The following is a 19349-nucleotide window of genomic DNA, read 5'->3' as shown; positions in this document are numbered from 1 at the left end:
CATAGATGAGGCCGGTTGCGAGCGAGACCGGCCCATAGAGCGGGCCTTCGGCGGTGTAAAGGAAGATGCCGACCGGGCCCGCGGGCGGTCCGGGCAGGAATTCGCAGGAGATTTCGCCGCGCGCCGCGCCGTCAAGCGACGCCGCGCGAAATACCGCGCGGCCCGCGGTGACTGGCGCGTTGAGCGTGAACGCGATGGCCTGACCAGATACGGCGGCCTGGATGCCCCCGGTGGCGGCGTCCGCATCCGGCGTACTGATGGCTCCAAGCGTCGCGCTGACAGTGAACAACATGCCTTCCGGCGCGGGCACATCGTCCGGCAGTACGATCGGGCCACTGCTGACCAGGACGGCGTTCGCCGGGTCGGCCACGACGCCGCCCTCGGGGGAGACCGAGAGCGCAAACGTAGCGGTCTGACCGCCGGCGTCGCCCGACCCGGGCACGGACGCCGCGACAAACACGCCCGGCGCCGAAAACCGGAAGGTCAGGGTATTCAGACCGATGTCCCGCGTGACATCCGAAATGCCTTCCTGCGTGCAAGCCCCGCCCGTGCAGCGCCAGGGCGTCAGGCCCGCTTCGTCGAGGCCCGCAATCTCCGCCGCGGTATAGGCAATGGTGAATTCGGCGGGCTGAATCTGCGCGGACGCGAAATCCGTCACGCTACACGTGAATGCGCGCGCAGCGCCACTCTTTTGCAGACCGGGGATGCTGCCGCCCGGGTCGGTGACCGCCGCGATATCCACCGTGCAGTTGTGGTCGCGTGCGCCAGTGCGCGGCCCGCTTGAATAGAGCGTGATCGCGTTGCCTTGGGAATCCGTCGCGGTTCCCAGCGCAACGCCGGCGGGGCTGCCCCCTTCCGTGGCCGGAATCTCGAGCCCGAGCACGGTGCTCTCGGGCCGGTTCGGGTCCGTGCCCGCGACACGGGTCTCGTACTCGTCGAGGATGCCGTCGCCGTCGGTGTCGATATCGGGCGCGGCATCGGCGGCGGCGTCGACCTCCGTCGTGACCGCGCTCAGACCGCCGTCGCGCACCAGCGTCCAGACGCGGAGGAAGTGGAACTGCTGCAAGTTTGCAGGCTGCCCCGCCGCGTCGACAGCCCAGGCGATGTCAAAGGCATCGCCGCCGCCGCTGCGCGGGGTCAGGCCCGTCTGCTTCGGGTCGTCGGGCCGCAGGTAATTATCCAGGTACGGCTGCTGAGTCGGGCTCATGTCCGCGTAGCCCCAGTCGTACTCTTCCCCGTTGTTCGCGGGGTCGCCGTCCGTGCTGTTCGGGTTGACCACGCCCGAGGAGCCGGTCAGCGGCGGCGAGGGGTTCGGTATGCCCGCCGTTGCCTGCGCCCGTGCAATCTCGCGGCTGCCGGGAATCACGTACCACGGGTCATCCGCCTCGCCGTTGCCATTGATGTCTTCGCTGACCTCGATCAGCCCCGGTTCGGCCCATTTCCGGTTGGGGTCGCCCGCAACCCAGAACGCATTGCCGTAGACGATACAGTCGAGCCCCTGGAAATTGGCGGGGTCGTCCGTCACCGGCGTATGGAACTGGAGCGTAATGAAGCTGCCCGTTTCGCCGACCGAGTGTATGCTCGTGTTGCTTGGACTGTACGGTCCCGCACCCACGGGCGCACCCAGGGTCCGCTCCGGCGCGTTGAAACCGGGATTCGGGCTGATGGCGTGCATATCCACAACCGCGTCGGCCCAGGGGTCCTCGGCCCGTGCCGCGGAGGCAAGCACCGCGCAAAGCGCCAGCGCAAGGCGCGCGCGCGGCCAATGGCGGGAATCAGATTGCATGTTCGGCTACCCTCCCTCGAAGGATTGGCCACTCATCATGAATATACCGGCCGGCAGGTCTTCGGGCTTGCAGGCGGGACCGGCTTGCGCCGGTGGTTCTACTGAGCGCCGCTTCCCAACTCCCTGTCGCGGGAGCCAGTGCGTCAGAACGCGCTGTTCGTTCCTGCTTACCGCTGCGGGGCAGCCCCGGAATCACACCGGGTTCCCTCTTGGCGCCGGCCCGTGCGCCGACGGGCTTGGGCGACCGGCTGAATGGAAGTATACCCCACCGCGGCGGGGATGTCCACGCAGCAGGCGCGGGTATCCTCGTCGCGTTGAACCAGTTTTCCGGGAGAGACCCGGCAAGCTTGCGGGACAGCTTCAGCCTTCACGGTTCGCCTGTGAGCGGGTCCATGCTCTTGGTTTATGGCAGCCGCAAGACCCGGAAGCCATACCACGGCTGCCGTTTGAAATCCGCGCTTTCGGAGCGATAGGAAGACGTGCAGGAAAAGTCATGGCTGTCGTACGAGCCCCCGCGCAAGATCCGTTCCGTTCCGCGGAATTCTTCGGGGGAAGGGCCCGTCGGGTCCGTCTCAGGACCGGAAGAGTAGTGGTCCGCGAAGTCGAGACACCATTCCCGGACGTTTCCGTGCATGTCGTGGAAGCCCCATGGGTTCGGCTTGAGCAAGCCTACCGGCGCAGTCTCACTCGAGTTGTCGCGATACCACGCATACTCGCTCAAGCGGGATGCATCGTCGCCGAAGGAGTACCGCGTCGTGGTTCCGGCGCGGCACGCATATTCCCATTCGGCCTCCGTCGGCAGTCGGAATCTGCCCGGACACATCCGGGAAAGCTTGGTGCAGAACGCACGGGCGTCGTTGCACGAGACGCTGTCCATCGGGCGCTGCCAGCCTGGGAACGTAGGTTCCTGTTCGAGAGCCCTGACCTCCAACTCGTAATCATCGGGGTCGCATGCGTTTTCGAGATTCTCGAAACCGTCAAAATAGTCATCTTCCCCGCAAGCATAATAGTCGGTCTCGCATAGCACCATTTTCCACTGGAGTTGCGTCACCGGATACTTGCCCATCCAGAAGCCGCGAGTCAGCCGCACCAGATGCTGCGGCAGGCTTTCCGAAGGAAAGTCATTCGCACTGCCCATCAAGAACTCGCCCGGCGGGCACCATATCAGCTCCAGGCGCGCGCCGTAGCCCAAATCCACGCTGTCCGTGTCACCAGGCGAAGGTTCTCGTCGCAACACAACCATGCCTCCCTCCGGGCCGCTGAAACGGGCTTATGGCCCCGGCCCCTTGACCAGACTACATAGTCGCATCCGGGCACGGCATTCTTTCGCGAAAGCTCATGAGCGGTTGTTAAACCGTCATGGCTCCGCCGCCGTGCCCGCGTGTGACGCCCGGGCTGCGCCCTGTCCCGCGAATAGCCCCCGTGTAATGCCGCCGTTCCGGCCCCCGTTACGGCAATGGCACGCTTTCCCACGTGTACGCCGTACTGGAACGCAGATAATTCGTGGGAACGAACCAGACCAGCACACGGCGGCCCTTGAGATAATCCGCCCCCTGCTCCGCCAGTTTCCGCGGGATGCCGGGACCGGGGTCGCCGACGGGCAGCACCGAGACCGGAAACCGCAGTTCCTTCGAGAGGTGGGCGGCCATGGAAGCGCCTTCCTGTTCATACCAGCGCGCCACATCGCCTGCCAGGAGAATGGGTGAATCCGGCGGCGGCGCGAAGGGCTGTCCCGCCGCGTCCAGCACCGAGACGACGGACTGCACCTCGTCGACGTACGCTTGCTGTTTGTCCTTGTCGAGTCCATCAAGCAGCGAACCGCGCCACGCCACGTCCTTGCTGGCGGTCTGATACTCGGTTCGGGGCGTTGCGGGATCCTGCAAGAAAGCGTAGCGCTCGAGCCGTCCGACGAGTATGCGGGCGACGCGCGCCACCGCCCGATTGGACAGGCGGGTGTCGGTCCGGAAGTACGTGAGTTCATTACGCTCGCGGTATTTGCGGAAACTCTCGGCGAGTTCGACAACCTCCACGTCCATCTCTGACAGGGCCATCACGAATTTGGCGAGTTGCGGGGCGACATTCAGCGCGGGCGGGGTGCCGGGCACCAGTTTGTCGGGAAAACACTCGGCGCGCGCGGGCACGGGCACGAAAATCAGGTCGATGCCGCGATTGTCCAATTCGCGGTCGAAATCGATAATCGCGGCGCAGGCGTCGAAATACGTGCCCTCCTTCTGGTACACAAGCTCCTTTTCGAGCAGATACAGCGCGTTGAACCGCGAAAACAGGTAACCGTCCTCGCCCAGCATGATATCGCTGCCCGCATCCTTCAGCAGGTCGAGCGTCTCTTGGAGCCCCTGCTGGAAGGGCGCGGTCTGTTCGCGCCATCTGTCGAGCCCTTCGTAGGCATTGATCGCTTCCTTGATTTGACGCAACTGCCAGTCCATGTGTCTTCGGCGGGTGTCGCGGTCCGTCTGCCGCGCCGCGACGCCCTGCGCCTCGGGCGAGCCCTGTGGCACCTCCTGCATGCGCCAGGCATGCCAAGTCATCTTTGCCGGCATGTGTGAGGCCAGCACGAGCAGGGACGCCACGGCCGCGTCGCCGCCCATTTGCGTCGTGAAGTAGCCGGCGCTGTTCTTGAGCCCGACGCCGCCCGGGGCCGTCAGCGCGCAGGGCGCGACCTCGTTGACATTTCCCATCTGGTCGAGTTCGAAGACCCCAAGCCCGGCCAGGACGCCCGCCTCGCCGCTCGCAAGCGCCTCAACACGGTACAGAGTCTCGGGCTTGAGTCCCTGGACCGTCGTGTAGAAGCGGTTTTCCAAGCTCGTGGCGATGTCGGGTTTCTGCCAAGTCTGGAGCGCGGCGAAACTGGAGCCGCCAACAGCGGGGTCGCCGGGCGCACGGCGGATTTCCGAGGGGCCGCCCGGCGCGACAACGTGGAACCCCGAAGGCGCGGGCGCGCCAGCCCAGAATTCCCGGAAATCGCCATTATTGATCAGGGTGCGGTCTTCGTAGGACAAAGTCGCCGGGGTGACAGTGATTACCTGCATGGTTCCGGGCTGCGCGGCGCCGGCGGCGGGTGCAGACGGGTTGCCGCAGCTGTGGAACAGGCCACAAGTGCAAATGACACTCCACAGCGCGAACAAGCCGCGCAACCGCCGGGACCCCGAAATCATGTTCCGACTCTCCGTTCGCGTTAGCGCCAAGCGGCGCCAATACACCGGGTAACGATCCCACGCCGTGGAAAGGATAACAAAGCGGGCGGGGTTGAGGGAATCTTCAGCCGTCCCGGGGCCGCGGCGGAACCCGGTGCGCGCGCACGGTGTTTAATGACACAGACGGAGCCGAGGCGTCAAGGACTATGACCGGAGACTGGTTCCAGGGGACGGGGAGTCTGTTCGCGGGTGTGGGCCGTGTTGGACTACACTCGGATGTGCGATTCCCCGGCCGCGGCAGCAGGCCGGAGCCGCCATGTCAAGGAGCGACCAAGCCGATGCAGGGAATCAGCGACTGGGACCTTGTCGCCCGTGCGCAACGGGGCGATATGGATGCTTTCGCGGAGATTGTGCGCCGGTATGAGAGACCCGTGATCCATTTCTGTCAGCGCATGGTGGGATCTGAGCAGGATGCAGAGGACCTCGCCCAGGAAAGTTTCATCCGATTGCACCGGTACTTGGCCCGGCTCAGCCCGCGCGCGAAGTTCTCGACCGCGTTCTTCGGGATTGTGCGGAACCTGACCTTGAATCACCTGCGCGATATGCGGCGCCGTGGAAAAGACATCGTGCAGCCGCTCGATGAACGGCCGGTGGCGCATCCCGAGCAGCGGCCGCCCGATGAGGAAGCGCATCTGCGCGAAATAGCGGGCGCCGTGGCGCGGGGCATTGCCGCCCTCGCGCCGGAGCACCGGGAGGTGCTGTTGCTCCGCGAGGTCGAAGGGTTGGATTACGCGAGTATCGCCAGAATTGTGAAGTGCCGCAAGGGGACGGTGAAGAGCCGCATTGCGCGGGCGCGCGAGCAACTGCGCCTGCGCCTGGCGGCGGCCGGAGTGGACCTGTCATGAATGGAGACCGTAAAGCATTCGAAGAGTTGTCCGCCTATGTGGACGGCGAGGCGTGCGACCCGCGGCGCGTAACGGAGCGGATCGCGGGTGACCCTGACTATGCGCGCGAGCATGCGGCGCTGCTGCGGCTGTCCGCTTGCGTGCGCGCGTTGCCTGCCCCGGAACCCCGGCCGGGCTTTGCCTCGCGCGTAATCGCCGCGGTTCAGGCCGAGCCGGCCCGCACCGCGCGCGCGGTCTGGCCGTGGAGAATTGCGTTGGCCGGCGTCGCGGCTATTGCGCTTGGGGCAGGCATCGCCTTCTATGCCTGGACACCGGAACCGGAGCCCGTGGCCGGCGTAACGGCCGCGCGGGGCGCTGCCGATTCGCGGTGGCAGAATGAGGATGAGATTGTCGCCGCGCTGGAACAACTGGCAGACGCGGGCGATGACCTCTCCCTCTTTGAGCCGTTGCCCGGTCCCGCGGAGCCCCTGGACGCCGCCGCCGTCGCGACGGTCTTTGATTCGCTGCTTGTTGCGGCGTGGGAAGACGAAACGCTGTCGCCCTATGCCGAAACCCAGGACGTCAGCACATTGATCGAGTCGCTGGACACCGGCGAAGAGGATGTCATGCGGGAAGTGACCGGCAACTTCACGAAAGGAGCGTGGGCGTCATGAGATACCGTGCCTGTTTGTCGCTGACTGCAGTGTTGCTGAGTGCAGCCGCTCTTGCCCAAGGGCCCGGCGGGCCGGTCCCTGGCAGCCCTCCGGAACAGATGGGGCCGGGCCAGGGCGGCATGCGCCGCGGCTGGCAGGGCGAGGCCGGCCCAATGGGGCCCGAGGCGCGCGAATTGCTCGAACAGGTCTTCGTCGCACGTCTCTCCAGGCGGCTGCAATTGAGCGACGAGCAGACCGTGCTGATGGTTCGCCAGTACACGGAGCACCGCGAGCGCATGCAGGCGTTGCGCCAGGAACGCACGCGCATCGCGGACCGGTTGCGTCGATTGGCCGAAGAGCACGCGAGCGAAACCGAGACGATGGAGGTTCTCGGGAAGCTGCAGGAAATTGACCGCGACCTGGCGCTGGCGCGTTTCGCCGTTTTCGAGCAGATGAGCGCAGGCCTGGCGCCGGAACAGCGTGCGAACCTCTACCTGTTTGTCGGCGACTTCGAGAATGAACTGCGCCGCTGGGTAACGCAGGTGCACCGGCGCCGTTTTGAACAGGGGCTGGGACCGGTCCTGGGGCCGGAAGGCGCTCCGGAGCCCGGCTTGGAACCGCCGCCTCGCGAGGGCGGACCGCGTTTCCGCGACGGTGACACGATGCGCCGCCCGGGCGCGCGCGATGGTCAGGGGCGCGGGCCCGCGCCGCCGCAGGGACCGGGCGGCCGGGAACCGCTCCCGCCGCAGCCGCCACGGGGTCCCGACGGTCAGGCGCCCGTGCCGCCGGGGCCTCCCCAACCCCCGCCGCCGCCTGCGCCGTAAGCGTTGCGCACCACACGCGCCCGGAAGGCCGCTCACGCCTTGAGCCCCTTCCGGGTGCGGCTTTTTGCTCTTCCATTGCCGATGTGCGCCGCGGAAGGCACGGGGTATTGCCGCCCCGCCCTTAAACCTCTATCATAGGGCCTTGCACACAAAGGAACGGAAGCCGTGTCAATCCGTCTCGGGCATTGGAAACTGCTTGCGCTGCTTCTGGCCGGCGCACTGTTTCCCGCCGGATGCGGCGGGAAAGGCCGTGCCCCCGCGGACCTCGCCGATTACAACGTGCTGTTCATCCTCATCGATGCACTGCGAGCGGACCACCTCGGCTGCTACGGATATCCGCGGCCCACGTCGCCCTGCATCGACGCGATCGCGGCGGAAGGCGTCCTCTTTGAACGCGCGCAGTCGAATTCCTCGTTCACCAACGAGTCCGTGGCCGCGCTGTTTTCCGGACAGATGCCCTCCGCGAATCCATGGGGCACGGGCTGGCAGGCGCGGCCCAACCCAGACCGGCCGACGCTCGGCGGGTGGTTGCGCGGCGCGGGTTACGTCACGGGGCTGTTTTCGAACTCGCCGCAGATCAATTCCCCGAGTTTCTTCCGGGGACTCGACGAGACGGAGTGTTACGCCGCATATGGGCACAGCGGGCTGGAACCGCGCTTGGTCGCGCGCGCGCTGCGGTTTGCGCGCGAACACCGCGGCGATAAGTGGTTCCTGTATCTGCACTGCCTCGACCCGCACGCGCCCTACGACCCACCGGAGGAATACTATCAGCGGTTTGCGCGCTATCCTGTTGTGAAGGAGCAGCGGCTGCGCCTCTTCGAGGATGTCCGCCCGAACCTGCCCGCGTTGCGCGCCGAGGGGTTCGGCGCGAATGAACCGCGATTCGAGGACCTGGTCGACCGCTATGACGCCGAGATTGCCTTTGTCGACGCGCATATTGGCGAATTGTTCGAAGGCCTGCGCGAACTCGGCGCATTGGACAAAACCCTGGTGGTTATTACCGCGGACCACGGCGAAGAATTTCTGGAGCATGGTTTTGTCGAGCATGCATGGCAACTCTATTGGGAATCGGTGCACATTCCGCTGATCCTCTGGGCACCCGCCGTCTTTGCGCCTTCGCGCGTCGCCGACCGTGTCGCGCTCTTGGATATGACGCCGACGCTGCTGTCTTTCGCGGGCCTGGAATACGATCCGGGTTCGTTTGACGGCACGGCGCTGTTCCGCGACGTTGCGGATACTTGGCGGTTCACCGCGCCCGGCAAACCCATTATCGCCGAGTTGATGATCCAGACACGCAATGTCGTGCGGATGGTGCAGTCCGGCGAGCAGGCGTACATGGCCGCGCCGAAGTGGCTGACGCCTGAGGAGTGCTCCGCGGCCGCCGCGCAGCAGCGGGAGTTGCGCAAGGCGCTGGTCGACGGCGCGGCGACGCCCGTCGACCCCTGGGCGCCGCCCGTTCGGGAAGAGTTCTATGACACGGCATCCGACCCGGCGCAGCAGCGCGATTTGCTGGAGTCCGGCGCGAGCACGGCGGTCGCGGCGCTGCGCGCCATCCTCGACGCATATCGCGAGCGTTGTCCTGCGCCGGTGCCGGAAAAGGAGAAGCTCGAAGCGGAGACGGGGCGTTTCCCCGTGGAGATGCAACGGCAGATTGAAGCGATTGGCTATACCGGGGGCGCCGTGGCGCCCAAACCGCCCCCGCCGCGCGATCCGGCCATCGAACAACAACTCGAAAGCCTGGGGTACCTTTGATGCAGCGTGCGGCCCGCGAATACACTTTCCCCCTCGCATTGGGCGTGGTCATGGCCGTGGCCGGCAGCCTCCCGTACCTGTACGGTTGCCTCAGCGAAGCACCGGACGAGGTATTCATGGGATTCGTGGGCCGTGGCACGCCGGGCGCAAACGGCTATTTCATGCTCGCGCGCCAAGCCGTCGAGGGCGAGGTGTTCATGGTGAACCGCATGACGCCCGAACCGACGCCGCAGGCCTATTTCAGCCTGCAATGGCTGCTGTTCGGGCGGCTCGTCCGCTGGACCGGCCTTTCCATGATCGCCATGTTCCACATCTGGCGCGTCCTGTCGGTCGTCCTGTTTCCGTGCGCCGCGTATTTTCTCGTGGCACTGTGCCTGGACACGGTGTTTCAGCGGCGGTTGGCGCTGGCGCTCATGGTATTCGGGTCGGGGCTCGGGTGGGTCTTCTGGCTTGCCCGCAAGGCCGCGGGCATCGGCTTGCCGTATCCGCTCGACCTGCAGGGCGTTTCCATTTTTGGGTATCTCGTCAATAATCCTCATTTCATCCGCGCGGGCATCTTTACCGCGCTGACGTGGGCGTTTCTGCTACGCGGCGAGGCAACCGGCAAGCTGCGCTATTTCGTGTACAGCGGTCTTGCCGCCACGGGGCACGGAATCATCCGGCCCTACCTGGTTCCCGAGGTGTTTCTGGTGTACGCGCTGTTTCCCGCGATGCTGAGTCTGGCCGAAGGCCGCTGGCAATGGCGTCGATTCGTTCCCTATGCCGTTGCGGGCATCGTCTTCCTGCCCGCCGCGCTGTATCTCGTGCTGACGGCCTACGCGAATGTCCTCGGCATGGCCGGATGGAAGCGTCACAGTCTGTTTCTCTCCGAGCAGGCGCTGTGGCTGGGCATTCCGTTTCTGCTCGTGGCCGGCTATTTCGTTTTTCACGGTCTGTCGAAAGCGCGCGGCGCGCGGCCCGCGACGCTGCTGCTCGGATTGTGGGTGGGCGTCGTGCTGTTGCTCGTCCACGCCTATCCCTATTTCATTGCTGGGCAGGAACTGTCCTTCTGGGCGCTGACGATGGCCCCGCCGATTCTGCTGATGCTTGGGCCGGGTCCGGCGATCCTTGAGTGGGCGCGCATCCGCGCGCCGCGCGCCGCCGCAAGACTCACTGCGGCGAACACGCGCGCGTGGGCCGCGGCCGCGCTGGTGATGGCGTGTGCGCCGTCGTCCCTTTATGTTTATGCGCGCGACTTCAAAGACTTGCACGGACCGGTACCGCCGTGGCGCTATTATCTCGACAAGGACGTGCACGCCGCGCTCGAATGGCTCGACGCCAACACACGGCCGAATGAAGTCGTGCTTGCGAGCCATGACACGTCGCAGTTCATTCCGCGGCTCAGCCGCAACCGGGTGGTTTCCGGCCACGATATGCTCACGGCGGACTACGGCGAGAAGAACGGCCTGGTCTCGCGGTTCTACCAGGCGCGCGGCGACGACGAATTCAAGCGCGGGCTCGTGCGCCGCTTCCAGGTGCGCTACGTCGTGTTCGGACCCTACGAGTGGGCCCATAACGGCGCGGCCCCCGCGGACCACCCCTGGCTGAAGCAGGTTTTTCGCAGCGGCGGCGTGACCGTGTATCACGTGGCGGGCAATGGCGCTGAATGATTGCTCTTGAACGCCCTTAGAGCGCCATGTCAGAAATGCGGTCACGCGTGGAGCGCGCAAGCATACGGAAATCGAAGCGGCAGCCCATTGCGACCTGGTCACGCCGGGCCTGTGGCCTGTTTCTCACGGACGGGAGGAGTCTTGGCTGGCTGGTACACGTGCGACCGGGGATTATGGCGGCAGGTCACATGCAAGCCTCGACGATGCCCGGACGGCAGCGCAGCGAGCGGGACGCATTATCGAGGCGGCATGGAAAGAAGTCCGATAAGCGCCTGCTGCTGGAGAGACTGAACCCACCGAATGAACTCCGCCCGATCTTTCGCTGTTGTCCGGCGAATTCGTGATGTCTTCTACGGCACTCTTCTTGAATCGATATATCCCACGGAGTCCAGAAGCGCGCGCGTTTCGTCGTCGAGCGTCATTTGCTGTGTTGCCGCGGCGCCGCCAATAGCCTGATTCGCCGCGCGGTGCGCATCGAGCAGCACGGCCAGCCCGGAAGTGCGACCGGGGTCATCCATGGCGTGATTCGCAAGTTCCCGCGGGTCTGCCGCGAGATCGAAGAGCTGCGTGACCGCCCGCGCGTTGTCGCTGACCAGCTTCATTTCGCCTTGGACGGCCGCTTCCGCATCAACGTAGAGGTCCTGCCATGGCCCATAGGTGCGCGAGAACCGGGGTTCGTGCGCGAGACCGGCGCGGAAGAGGTCCGTGCCCTGCCAAGCGGGGTCAGGTTCGCGGCCCAGCAGCCCCGCAATGGTCGGAAGGATGTCTACGAGTTCCGCGGGCGTGTCCACGGGGCCCGGGGCCAGCCCCGGCGCGCGGATGAGCAGCGGCACACGAATCTGCTCCTGGTACAGCGTTGCGCCGTGGCCCATGCCGCCCCGTTCCCAGAACTCTTCCCCGTGGTCCGACGCGATCACGATGATGCTGTGCGGGTATTTCGCTTGCACACGGTCGAGCAGTGGCCCGAGCTGGTCGTCCATGAAACGGATTTCGCTGTCGTAGAGCGTGCGGACGTATTCCTTGCCCTGCGGCGAGAAATCGGGCATCGCGGGCGCGGCTTGCAGGCCGAGCGCGCACTTCACGCGGTCGAGACAGTAGGCCATGAATGTTTCGTTTTCGAGCAGCGCGCGGTCCTGGTCGGTGAGGTCCGGCTCCGGCCCGAAGAACGTGCGATACGCCCCCGGCGGATCATAAGGCGCGTGCGGGTCCATGTAGTGAAAATACGCGAAGAACGGCTCGCGCAGTTCGTCCAGCGCGTACAGCGCCTGCTGGGTGACCCAGTCCGCGCGCCAGCCGTTCTCGAACACGTAGCGCCCTTCGTCGAAGCCCTGCGCGAAGCCCATGACCCGTGTCAGGTTCGCGTTCGTCTGCACGCCGAAAGTTTCGTAGCCCGCGGCGGCCAGCCATTCGGCCATGGTCTCGAATGCTTCGGGCAATACATCGCTGACGGGGTGCTCCGGGTCTTCGTTGCGCGCACTGTAGAAGACCTTGTGCGCATCGACATACAGCGACGTGAAAATCGACGCCATCGCGGGCTTGGTCCAACTGCACGGCGTCACGGTGTTGGTGAAGACCGCGGCCCCTTTGGCGAAAGCGTCCAGGTGCGGTGTTATGGGCTTGCCGTTGCGGGCCGCGCCGGCGTGGTCGGCGCGAACGGTGTCGAGCAGCAAGAACACGACGTTCGGCGCGCGCGGCGGTGCTCCGTCGTAGCGGGCATAGCAGGTTACGGTCAGGCCGAAGAACGGCTGGCAGTCCACGCGCTGGAAATTCGCGTCCAGCCAGGCGCGCACCGGCTCTGTATGCGGCTTGTACTCGAAAGTAAGGCCCCGCGACTCGAGGAACCAGACGCGCCGTGCATCCCGGACCGCTTGTTCCATGCGCACCGGCATGAGCCCGTGCGTTTCCGTCAGGGCCGGGTTGCCGTGGCTCTGGACCATCACGTCACGGTCCCAATCATGGGCGCAGATGCGCGTCTGTGGCAGATCGAGGTAGTGGCGCATCGAGTACATCGTGAAATGATTCGGATGGCAGATGAGGTCCCCATTCTGGAAATGGCCGCGGATGTAGGCCGCCGCGGAACGGAAATCCGGTTTGTCGTACACGGCAAGCCGGTGCATCTCGACGGGATGGACGCGGTGCGCGTACAGTTCTCGCAGATGGGGCATGGTCAGCGCGGTGAACAAGGCGAGCGCGGCCCAGCCCAGCGCCCGGGGCCGCAGTGCGGCTATTACCCAGGCGATCGCGATCAGCGCCACGACGCCGCTGAAGATGAAGGGCCGGTGTTCGTAGAAGGAAAAGTGGCGGCCCTTCCAGATGACGATGTTCGCGGCAATGGGCACGACGGCAAGCAGTGCAATGAACAATGCGGCGTGCCACTGGCGGATAAGGAGCGCCAGCCCCAGAATGAATAACAGCGCCGCCAGGAGGAACAAGGCCCAATAGGCCCAGACGCAGAAGCTGTAGCCAGCGAAGAAGGCCTTGAACGTCAGCAACCCCGTTTTCCAGGTTGGCGCGGCGTACCATGCAATCTCGATGCGGCTTACCTGGGCAAGCGCGTTGTACAGATGCCACAGCGCAGGCAGGGCGAGCACGGCAGCCGCCGCCTGCGCGGCCGTCCATTTCCAGAACAGGCGGTAATGGCGCGGCAGCACACAGAGGAAGTACCCGTTGAACAGGAATATGGTCCAGACCGAGATGAAGTGCGAGTAGAGCAGCAGCGCTTCCGCCAGCGCGAGACCGGCCCAATAGCGGCGCCGGTCTTTCTGCAGCGCGTTCACGAGGCAATACAGCGCGCACAGCGACAGGGCGGTGTAAACGGTGTAGACGCGGAGTTCCTGGGCGTAATAGATGTGAAACGGCGCGATGGCGAACAGGAACGCGGCGACCAGCGCGGCGCCGGCGTGGCGCAACAGCGCGCGTGCCGCGAGGAAGACCAGCGGAATGCAGAGGATGCCGAAAACGCAGGGCAGCAGCCGGATCAGGAAGTCGTTCCCGGCTGAGATGACGGGCGCGTCCGCAACCGTGTCCAAGAACCGCAGCCAGAGAAAGGTCAGCACGGCGATCATGGGCGGTTCGTTCGTTTTCGAGATGTCGAACAACGAGCCTGCGGAGTCTATATTACTGGCGTACTCCAGCGTGGCGCCTTCGTCGAACCAGAGACTTTGCCCTCCGAGGTCGTAGAGGCGCAGCGCGGCGCCGAGCAGCACGATGCCCATGAGGAGCAGCAGCTGAACCGTCGTAAGCCGCTCGATGTTGGTTTCGGAAGACAAGTCGTGTGCTCCTGCCTCAGCTATGCATGCCAACCACGCGATTTTATCCGCCCAGCCTGCAAGGGTTCCAACGCTGCCCCCGGAACCGTATAATCGGCGCATGGCCGACCCAACAGACGCCGTGATTCGCGTGGGCCCCGCGGGCTGGTCGTACGACGACTGGAAAGGGGTGGTCTACCCGCCCGAGGTGCCGCGGCGCGTCCATCCGCTTGCGTTTCTGGCGCGTTTCTTCGACATGATCGAAGTGAACGCCACGTTCTACCGGCCGATCGAGGCCCGTGTGGCCGGCGCTTGGCTGACGCACGTTGCGGCGAATCCCCGGTTCCTGTTTACGGCCAAACTCTGGGACCGCTATACGCACAGGCGCGAAGAAGCGCCCACGGAAGCGGAAACGCGCACGTTCCTGGAAGGCATTCAGCCATTGCGTGTCGAGGAGAAGCTGGGGGCACTGCTTGTGCAGTTTCCCTGGAGTTTCCGGCGCACCGTCGAGAACCGGGAACGGCTCGCACGGCTCGCGGACCGTTTTGCCGCGTATCCGCTCGTCGTCGAGTTGCGCCATGCGTCGTGGGACCAGCCGTCGGTGTATAAGGGATTCGAGGAACGCGGCATAGCCTTCTGCAACATCGACCAGCCCATTTTCAAGGAGTCGATTGCGCCGTCTGCGCACACGACCGCGCCTATCGGTTACGTGCGCCTGCACGGGCGCAACGCCGCCAACTGGTTCCGGGAAGACGCCGGGCGCAACGAACGCTACGACTATCTCTACAACCAGGAAGAATTGACGCCCTGGCTCGAGAAGATCCGGCAGATGCGGAAACGGGTCAATGACCTGTACGTCGTCACGAACAACCATTACCAGGGCCAGGCGGTGGTCAACGCGGTCGAGATCCAGGCCGCAATCCGGGGCGCGCGTGTGCCGGCGCCCCTACCCCTCGTCCAGGCGTACCCCCGCCTCGCGCACGTCGCCGCGCCCGTTGCGGACCCGCGGAACCCGGAGGACGGCGGGGAAGGCGTGTAGAGGCGGCACGGGGTTGCATTTCCGCGCCGGCGCTTGCCGGGTGTCCGGCCAGCGGATATAGTGGTCGCGCAGACAGAAGGCCGCGAACAAGCAGGATCAACTGCGCATGGCAGAGCACTATTACATCGACGGATACAACGTATTGCATATGTCGGCCGTGCTGCGGCCGCTCCTGCAGCGGGACTTCGAGGCGGCGCGCGAGGCGCTGATCGACAAGGTGGCGCTGTTCTGCACGGCCACGGGCAACCGCGCGACGGTCGTTTTTGACGGACGGGGGATGCATCATGGCGAACCCGTGGCGCATGGGCGCGGCGTCGCGCAACTGGAGGTGGTCTACACCCCCGGGCGGCTGACCGCGGACGCGTACATCGAGCGGCTGGCGTATCAGGCAAAACAACGCAGGGAAATCACGGTCGTGAGCAGCGACGCGGGCATCCGCGCGCTCTGTCGCGGCCTCGGCGCGCTGGTTATGGACGCGGACAATTTCCTCAAGACGGTCCGGGAACTGCGCACGGAGATGGACGGCGCCCTCAAGCGCGGGAAGGCGCCGGGCGCCATTGCGCGGGTCGAGGACGGCCTGGACGCGGATTCGCTGGCCCGACTGCGCACCCTGCGCAAGAGCTTGGAAAAGTAACAGGGCCGCTCCTTGGCCCGGGGGGGGGCACTGAGTCGCAAGACCCTATGTCCTCACGCCGGGCGAATTTACAGAACGGGTCCGCGAGAAGAAACGCTTCCTGACCGGCGTGTGGGCGGATTGCCTCGAAACCTGCCGGCGCAGGCGACATGCAGCCGAATGTGACCGTGTGGGGGCGCCACCGATGCAGACGCGGAGGAACTGACCCGGTTCACCGAAGGGCCCCGCGAAGAGGTTTGCAGGCGGCTGCAAGAACGGCATCCGGAACTACTGTAAGCGTACAGGGAATAATGGCGATGCGGCATTCGCGCGAGGCGGCGGAAACTTGCTATACTTCTCTTGTTTTTCTGGAGTTCCTGCCATTTTTCGGGGGAGCAGTGTGTAATCCAACGGCGGGAAGAGACCGAGAGAAGGTGTGTCATGACGAAGAAGTTGGTTGTCGATCCGAAGGTATGCCGCAAGCCGGGTATGGTTGACCTCGGGGATATTCCCGTCAATCAGTATCGCAAGACCATAAAACAGGAATTGAAATCGGATACGGGCATTACGCTCGAGCGGTGCGTGCGCGTCTACCGCGACATGGCGGTGATACGCGAGTTCGAGATGATGCTCGACACGATCAAGAAGCTGGGCGAGTACGAGGGCATCGCGTACAACCACGCGGGCCCGGCGCACCTGTCCATCGGCCAGGAAGGCGCGGCGGTGGGCGAATGCGTGCACCTGACGGTTGAGGATCACATCTTCGGCAGCCACCGCAGCCATGGCGAGATCATCGCGAAGGGGTTGCGCGCGGTCGAGGAACTGTGCGGCGGCTCGCTCACGGAAGTCATGGAGTCCTATTTCAGCGGCGCGATCCTGAAGGTCGTGCAAGCGCACGAGCCGGACTGGGAAGGGCTGAGCCTGAAGGCGAAAGGCCAGCGCAAGCCGTTTTTCAAGACCGTCGAAGAGGAAGAACTCGGCATCGATTTCCTGCTGTACGGCCTGCTCGCGGAAATCTTCGGGCGCGCGACAGGCTTCAACAAGGGCATGGGCGGGTCCATGCACGCGTTCTTCGTGCCGTTCGGCGTGTATCCCGCGAACGCGATTGTGGGCGGCAGCGCCGATATCGCGACGGGCTCGGCATTGTGCCGGAAAATCCGGCGCAAGCCCGGCGTGACCGTGGCGAACATCGGCGATGCATCGGTGGCGTGCGGGCCGGTCTGGGAAGCGATGAATTTTGCCGCAATGGCGCAATACGAGACGCTGTGGGAACCGGAATGCCGCGGCGGGCTGCCGATTATTTACAATTTCATGGACAACTTCTACGGCATGGGCGGGCAGCCCATCGGCGAAACGGCGGGATTCGACCGGCTGGCCCGGGTCGGCGCGGCGCTGAATTCGCGCAACATGAACGCCGAGGTCGTGGACGGCAATAACCCGCTTGCGCTCGCGGACGCCTACCGCCGCAAACTCGAAGTCATCCGGAAGGACCTTGGGCCGGTATTGCTCGACGTGCTCTGCTACCGGCAATCGGGCCATTCGCCGAGCGACCAGTCGGCCTACCGCGTGCGCGAAGAGATCGACATGTGGCGCGAGGTGGACCCGCTCATCGAGTTTGGCGACAAGCTGGTCGACGCGGGTGTGCTCACCAGCGCGGACCTGGAAACCGTCCGCGCGTACGCAAAGCGGAAAGTGCTCAAGGCGTGCAAGCTCGCCGTGAGCGCCGAGACCTCGCCGCGCATGGTCCTGACACCGCACACGGGCGTGGCGGAATTGATGTTCTCGAACAAGGAAGAGACGGAACTGCCCGGGCTCGAGCGGCCCGAGGACGTGCTCCTTTCGACGGAGGCCAATCCGCGCGTCCAGGCGATTGCGAAGAAGTCGCGCAGCGGCGTGGACGCCGGCGGGGCCGTGCTCAAGGCGTCGAAGGCGGTGACGTTCGGCGAGGCGCTGTTCGAGGCGATCCTGCACCATTTCCACCACGATTCGCGGCTCGCGGCCTGGGGCGAGGAAAACCGCGACTGGGGCGGCGCGTTCGCCGTGTATCAAAGCCTGACCGAAACGCTGCCCTACCGGCGGCTCTTCAATTCGCCCATCAGCGAGGCGGCCATCGTGGGGACGGCGGTCGGCTTCGCGATGGAAGGCGGGCGCCCGCTCGTCGAGTTGATGTACTGCGACTTTATGGGCCGCGCCGGCGACGAAGTGTTCAACCAGTTGCCCAAGTGGCAGGCCATGTCCGGCGGATTGCTGACGATGCCCGTCGTGCTGCGCGTGTCCGTGGGCGCGAAATACGGCGCGCAGCATTCGCAGGACTGGACCGCGCTCTGCGCGCACGTGCCGGGGCTGAAAGTGGTGTTCCCCGCGACGCCGTACAGCGCGAAGGGGCTCATGGCGTCCGCGCTTGCGGGCAGCGACCCGGTCGTGTTCTTCGAGAGCCAGCGCCTGTACAACCAGGTCGAAATATACCGGGCCGAAGGCGTGCCCGCGGAGTACTACCGCCTGCCCATTGGCGAACCGGCCGTCATCCAGGAAGGCTCGGACCTCACCATCCTTACCTTCGGCGCAACGCTGTACCGCGCCATGGACGCCGCGAAGCGGTTCGAGAGCGAATTCGGCATCTCCGTCGAAGTGATCGACGGGCAGACGCTCGTGCCGTTCAATTACGCGCCGCTCGTCGCGTCGGTGAAGAAGACGGGCAAGGTCATCCTCGCGAGCGACGCCTGCGAACGCGGCAGTTACCTGCACACCATCGCCGGGCAATTGACACAGATCGCGTTCGACGAACTCGACGCGCCGCCCTGCGTCATCGGCGCGTTCAACTGGATCGTGCCGCCCGCCGAGATGGAAGAGCAATATTTCCCGATGCCGTTCAGCTTCCTCGACGCGTACCACCAGCAGATCGCGCCGCTGCCCGGCTACACCCCGCGCATTACGCGCACGCCGGAGGAGTTCATCGCGCTGAACAGGCGGGGGGTGTGAAATCCCGGCAGTGAACTGACCGCCGATGACAAGACTGCTGTGACATGGCATGATTCGTGAGGGGGAGTAGCGTCACGTATGCCGGTTATTGCGCGATTTTACGGAATAGTCGTCAAGATGTACTTTCGTGAGCAGGACGCCGCATTTTCATGCCGTCTATGCCGAATACAACGGCGTATTTGACATAGAGAGCCTTGAAATGATTGAGGGGGATTTGCCGTCCCGCGCGCAGCGGCTCGTCCGCGACTGGGCGGGCATGTATCAGGCCGAGTTGCGGGAAATGTGGAGGAGGCAACAATACAGAAAGTTGCCTGGGCTCGAGTGATATGGACACACACACGATATACCCTCGAGTTGCGTCTGTCGAACCTCTAACGGATAGGCGCTTGGCCGTAACCTTCGCCGACGGCACGCGCAAAACCTATGATTGCACTCCCCTCCTCACGGAAGGAGTTTTCGCCCCGTTGAAGGATGATGCCTTCTTCCGCTGCGTCGAGGCGGACCCTCATGGCTATGGCGTGGTGTGGAGCGCCGATATCGACCTCGCGGAATCCGAGCTTTGGATTCACGGCCTGTAGGCGCTGCCAATTGCCATTAACGAACCTCGACAACTTGCTCATACGGGGCGAAAGGGGCCGGCTATGAAGACAGTGAATTGGGCTGACGGCGATCGGAGCATGTCCGAGATCATCGAAATTGCGAAGCCGGGGCCCGTTCTCGTTTACGCGGTTGATGGAGCGGAATTCATATTGGAGGAAGCGGACGAATTC

The 19349-nt window shown here is 64.8% G+C and carries 13 protein-coding genes, 1 pseudogene and 1 riboswitch; of the genes and pseudogenes, 10 read left to right on the top strand and 4 right to left on the bottom strand.

The features are described 5' to 3' along the window. The 3 genes from KA184_00335 to KA184_00325 form a co-directional block, all read right to left on the bottom strand. A partial coding sequence (locus KA184_00335) for a hypothetical protein (GenBank protein MBP8127996.1) occupies nucleotides 1-1786 on the bottom strand: 1786 nt, incomplete at its 3' end. A 34-nt stretch (nucleotides 1787-1820) separates the two neighbouring features. Further along, a riboswitch (cobalamin riboswitch) is annotated at nucleotides 1821-2050 on the bottom strand. Nucleotides 2051-2189: 139 nt separating this feature from the next. After that, on the bottom strand, nucleotides 2190-3029 hold the full coding sequence (locus KA184_00330; protein ID MBP8127995.1) for a formylglycine-generating enzyme family protein: 840 nt from the start codon (nucleotides 3027-3029) through the stop codon (nucleotides 2190-2192). A gap of 205 nt (nucleotides 3030-3234) precedes the next feature. Beyond that, nucleotides 3235-4959 carry a hypothetical protein gene (locus KA184_00325; protein ID MBP8127994.1) on the bottom strand — a complete coding sequence of 575 codons (1725 nt, stop codon included), beginning with the start codon at nucleotides 4957-4959 and terminating at the stop codon, nucleotides 3235-3237. A 317-nt stretch (nucleotides 4960-5276) separates the two neighbouring features. On the opposite strand from KA184_00325, the gene KA184_00320 reads away from it, so the two are divergent. The 5 genes from KA184_00320 to KA184_00300 all read left to right on the top strand — a co-directional run bounded on the left by KA184_00320 (nucleotide 5277) and on the right by KA184_00300 (nucleotide 10700). After that, a complete protein-coding gene (locus KA184_00320; protein MBP8127993.1) occupies nucleotides 5277-5843 on the top strand; it encodes a sigma-70 family RNA polymerase sigma factor in 567 nt (188 codons plus the stop codon). Next, entirely contained in the window at nucleotides 5840-6496 is a 657-nt protein-coding gene (locus KA184_00315; protein MBP8127992.1) for a hypothetical protein, read from the top strand. The genes KA184_00320 and KA184_00315 overlap by 4 nt, the downstream gene beginning before the upstream one ends. Beyond that, the gene (locus tag KA184_00310; GenBank protein ID MBP8127991.1) at nucleotides 6493-7299 is read left to right on the top strand and encodes a hypothetical protein; all 807 of its coding nucleotides are present in this window, start codon (nucleotides 6493-6495) and stop codon (nucleotides 7297-7299) included. Before KA184_00315 ends, KA184_00310 begins: the two co-directional genes overlap by 4 nt. 165 nt (nucleotides 7300-7464) lie before the next feature. Next, nucleotides 7465-9051, top strand: coding sequence for a sulfatase (locus tag KA184_00305; protein MBP8127990.1), 1587 nt, complete (start codon nucleotides 7465-7467; stop codon nucleotides 9049-9051). After that, nucleotides 9051-10700: a hypothetical protein gene (locus tag KA184_00300; protein ID MBP8127989.1), complete on the top strand. Its 1650-nt coding sequence runs from the start codon at nucleotides 9051-9053 to the stop codon at nucleotides 10698-10700. The genes KA184_00305 and KA184_00300 overlap by 1 nt, the downstream gene beginning before the upstream one ends. Nucleotides 10701-11050: 350 nt before the next feature. Here KA184_00300 and KA184_00295 read toward each other — a convergent pair whose 3' ends face one another. Further along, nucleotides 11051-13969 carry a sulfatase-like hydrolase/transferase gene (locus KA184_00295; GenBank protein ID MBP8127988.1) on the bottom strand — a complete coding sequence of 973 codons (2919 nt, stop codon included), beginning with the start codon at nucleotides 13967-13969 and terminating at the stop codon, nucleotides 11051-11053. Nucleotides 13970-14090: 121 nt separating this feature from the next. Here KA184_00295 and KA184_00290 point away from each other — a divergent pair, with 121 nt between their 5' ends. The 5 genes and pseudogenes from KA184_00290 (at nucleotide 14091) to KA184_00270 (ending at nucleotide 19157) form a co-directional block, all read left to right on the top strand. Then, entirely contained in the window at nucleotides 14091-14987 is an 897-nt protein-coding gene (locus KA184_00290; GenBank protein ID MBP8127987.1) for a DUF72 domain-containing protein, read from the top strand. Between the two features lie 106 nt (nucleotides 14988-15093). Then, nucleotides 15094-15621 carry an NYN domain-containing protein gene (locus tag KA184_00285; GenBank protein ID MBP8127986.1) on the top strand — a complete coding sequence of 176 codons (528 nt, stop codon included), beginning with the start codon at nucleotides 15094-15096 and terminating at the stop codon, nucleotides 15619-15621. 420 nt (nucleotides 15622-16041) lie between these two features. Beyond that, on the top strand, nucleotides 16042-18579 hold the full coding sequence (locus KA184_00280; protein MBP8127985.1) for a dehydrogenase: 2538 nt from the start codon (nucleotides 16042-16044) through the stop codon (nucleotides 18577-18579). Between the two features lie 78 nt (nucleotides 18580-18657). After that, nucleotides 18658-18904: pseudogene (locus tag KA184_00275) on the top strand (DUF4160 domain-containing protein). Between the two features lie 61 nt (nucleotides 18905-18965). Then, on the top strand, nucleotides 18966-19157 hold the full coding sequence (locus KA184_00270) for a DUF2442 domain-containing protein (GenBank protein MBP8127984.1): 192 nt from the start codon (nucleotides 18966-18968) through the stop codon (nucleotides 19155-19157). Nucleotides 19158-19349 lie beyond the last annotated feature (192 nt).

The organism is Candidatus Hydrogenedentota bacterium (assembly GCA_018005585.1).
Classification (GTDB): Bacteria; Hydrogenedentota; Hydrogenedentia; order Hydrogenedentales; family JAGMZX01; genus JAGMZX01.
Note: the sequence above shows the minus strand (reverse complement) of the source record. Positions and strands in the feature narration are given on the sequence as shown.

Coding starts and splice junctions, on each gene's coding strand:
- KA184_00330 (MBP8127995.1), bottom strand. CDS start 3,029: ATGGTTGTGTTGCGACGAGAACCTTCGCCTGGTGACACGGACAGCGTG.
- KA184_00325 (MBP8127994.1), bottom strand. CDS start 4,959: ATGATTTCGGGGTCCCGGCGGTTGCGCGGCTTGTTCGCGCTGTGGAGT.
- KA184_00320 (MBP8127993.1), top strand. CDS start 5,277: ATGCAGGGAATCAGCGACTGGGACCTTGTCGCCCGTGCGCAACGGGGC.
- KA184_00315 (MBP8127992.1), top strand. CDS start 5,840: ATGAATGGAGACCGTAAAGCATTCGAAGAGTTGTCCGCCTATGTGGAC.
- KA184_00310 (MBP8127991.1), top strand. CDS start 6,493: ATGAGATACCGTGCCTGTTTGTCGCTGACTGCAGTGTTGCTGAGTGCA.
- KA184_00300 (MBP8127989.1), top strand. CDS start 9,051: ATGCAGCGTGCGGCCCGCGAATACACTTTCCCCCTCGCATTGGGCGTG.
- KA184_00285 (MBP8127986.1), top strand. CDS start 15,094: ATGGCAGAGCACTATTACATCGACGGATACAACGTATTGCATATGTCG.
- KA184_00280 (MBP8127985.1), top strand. CDS start 16,042: ATGACGAAGAAGTTGGTTGTCGATCCGAAGGTATGCCGCAAGCCGGGT.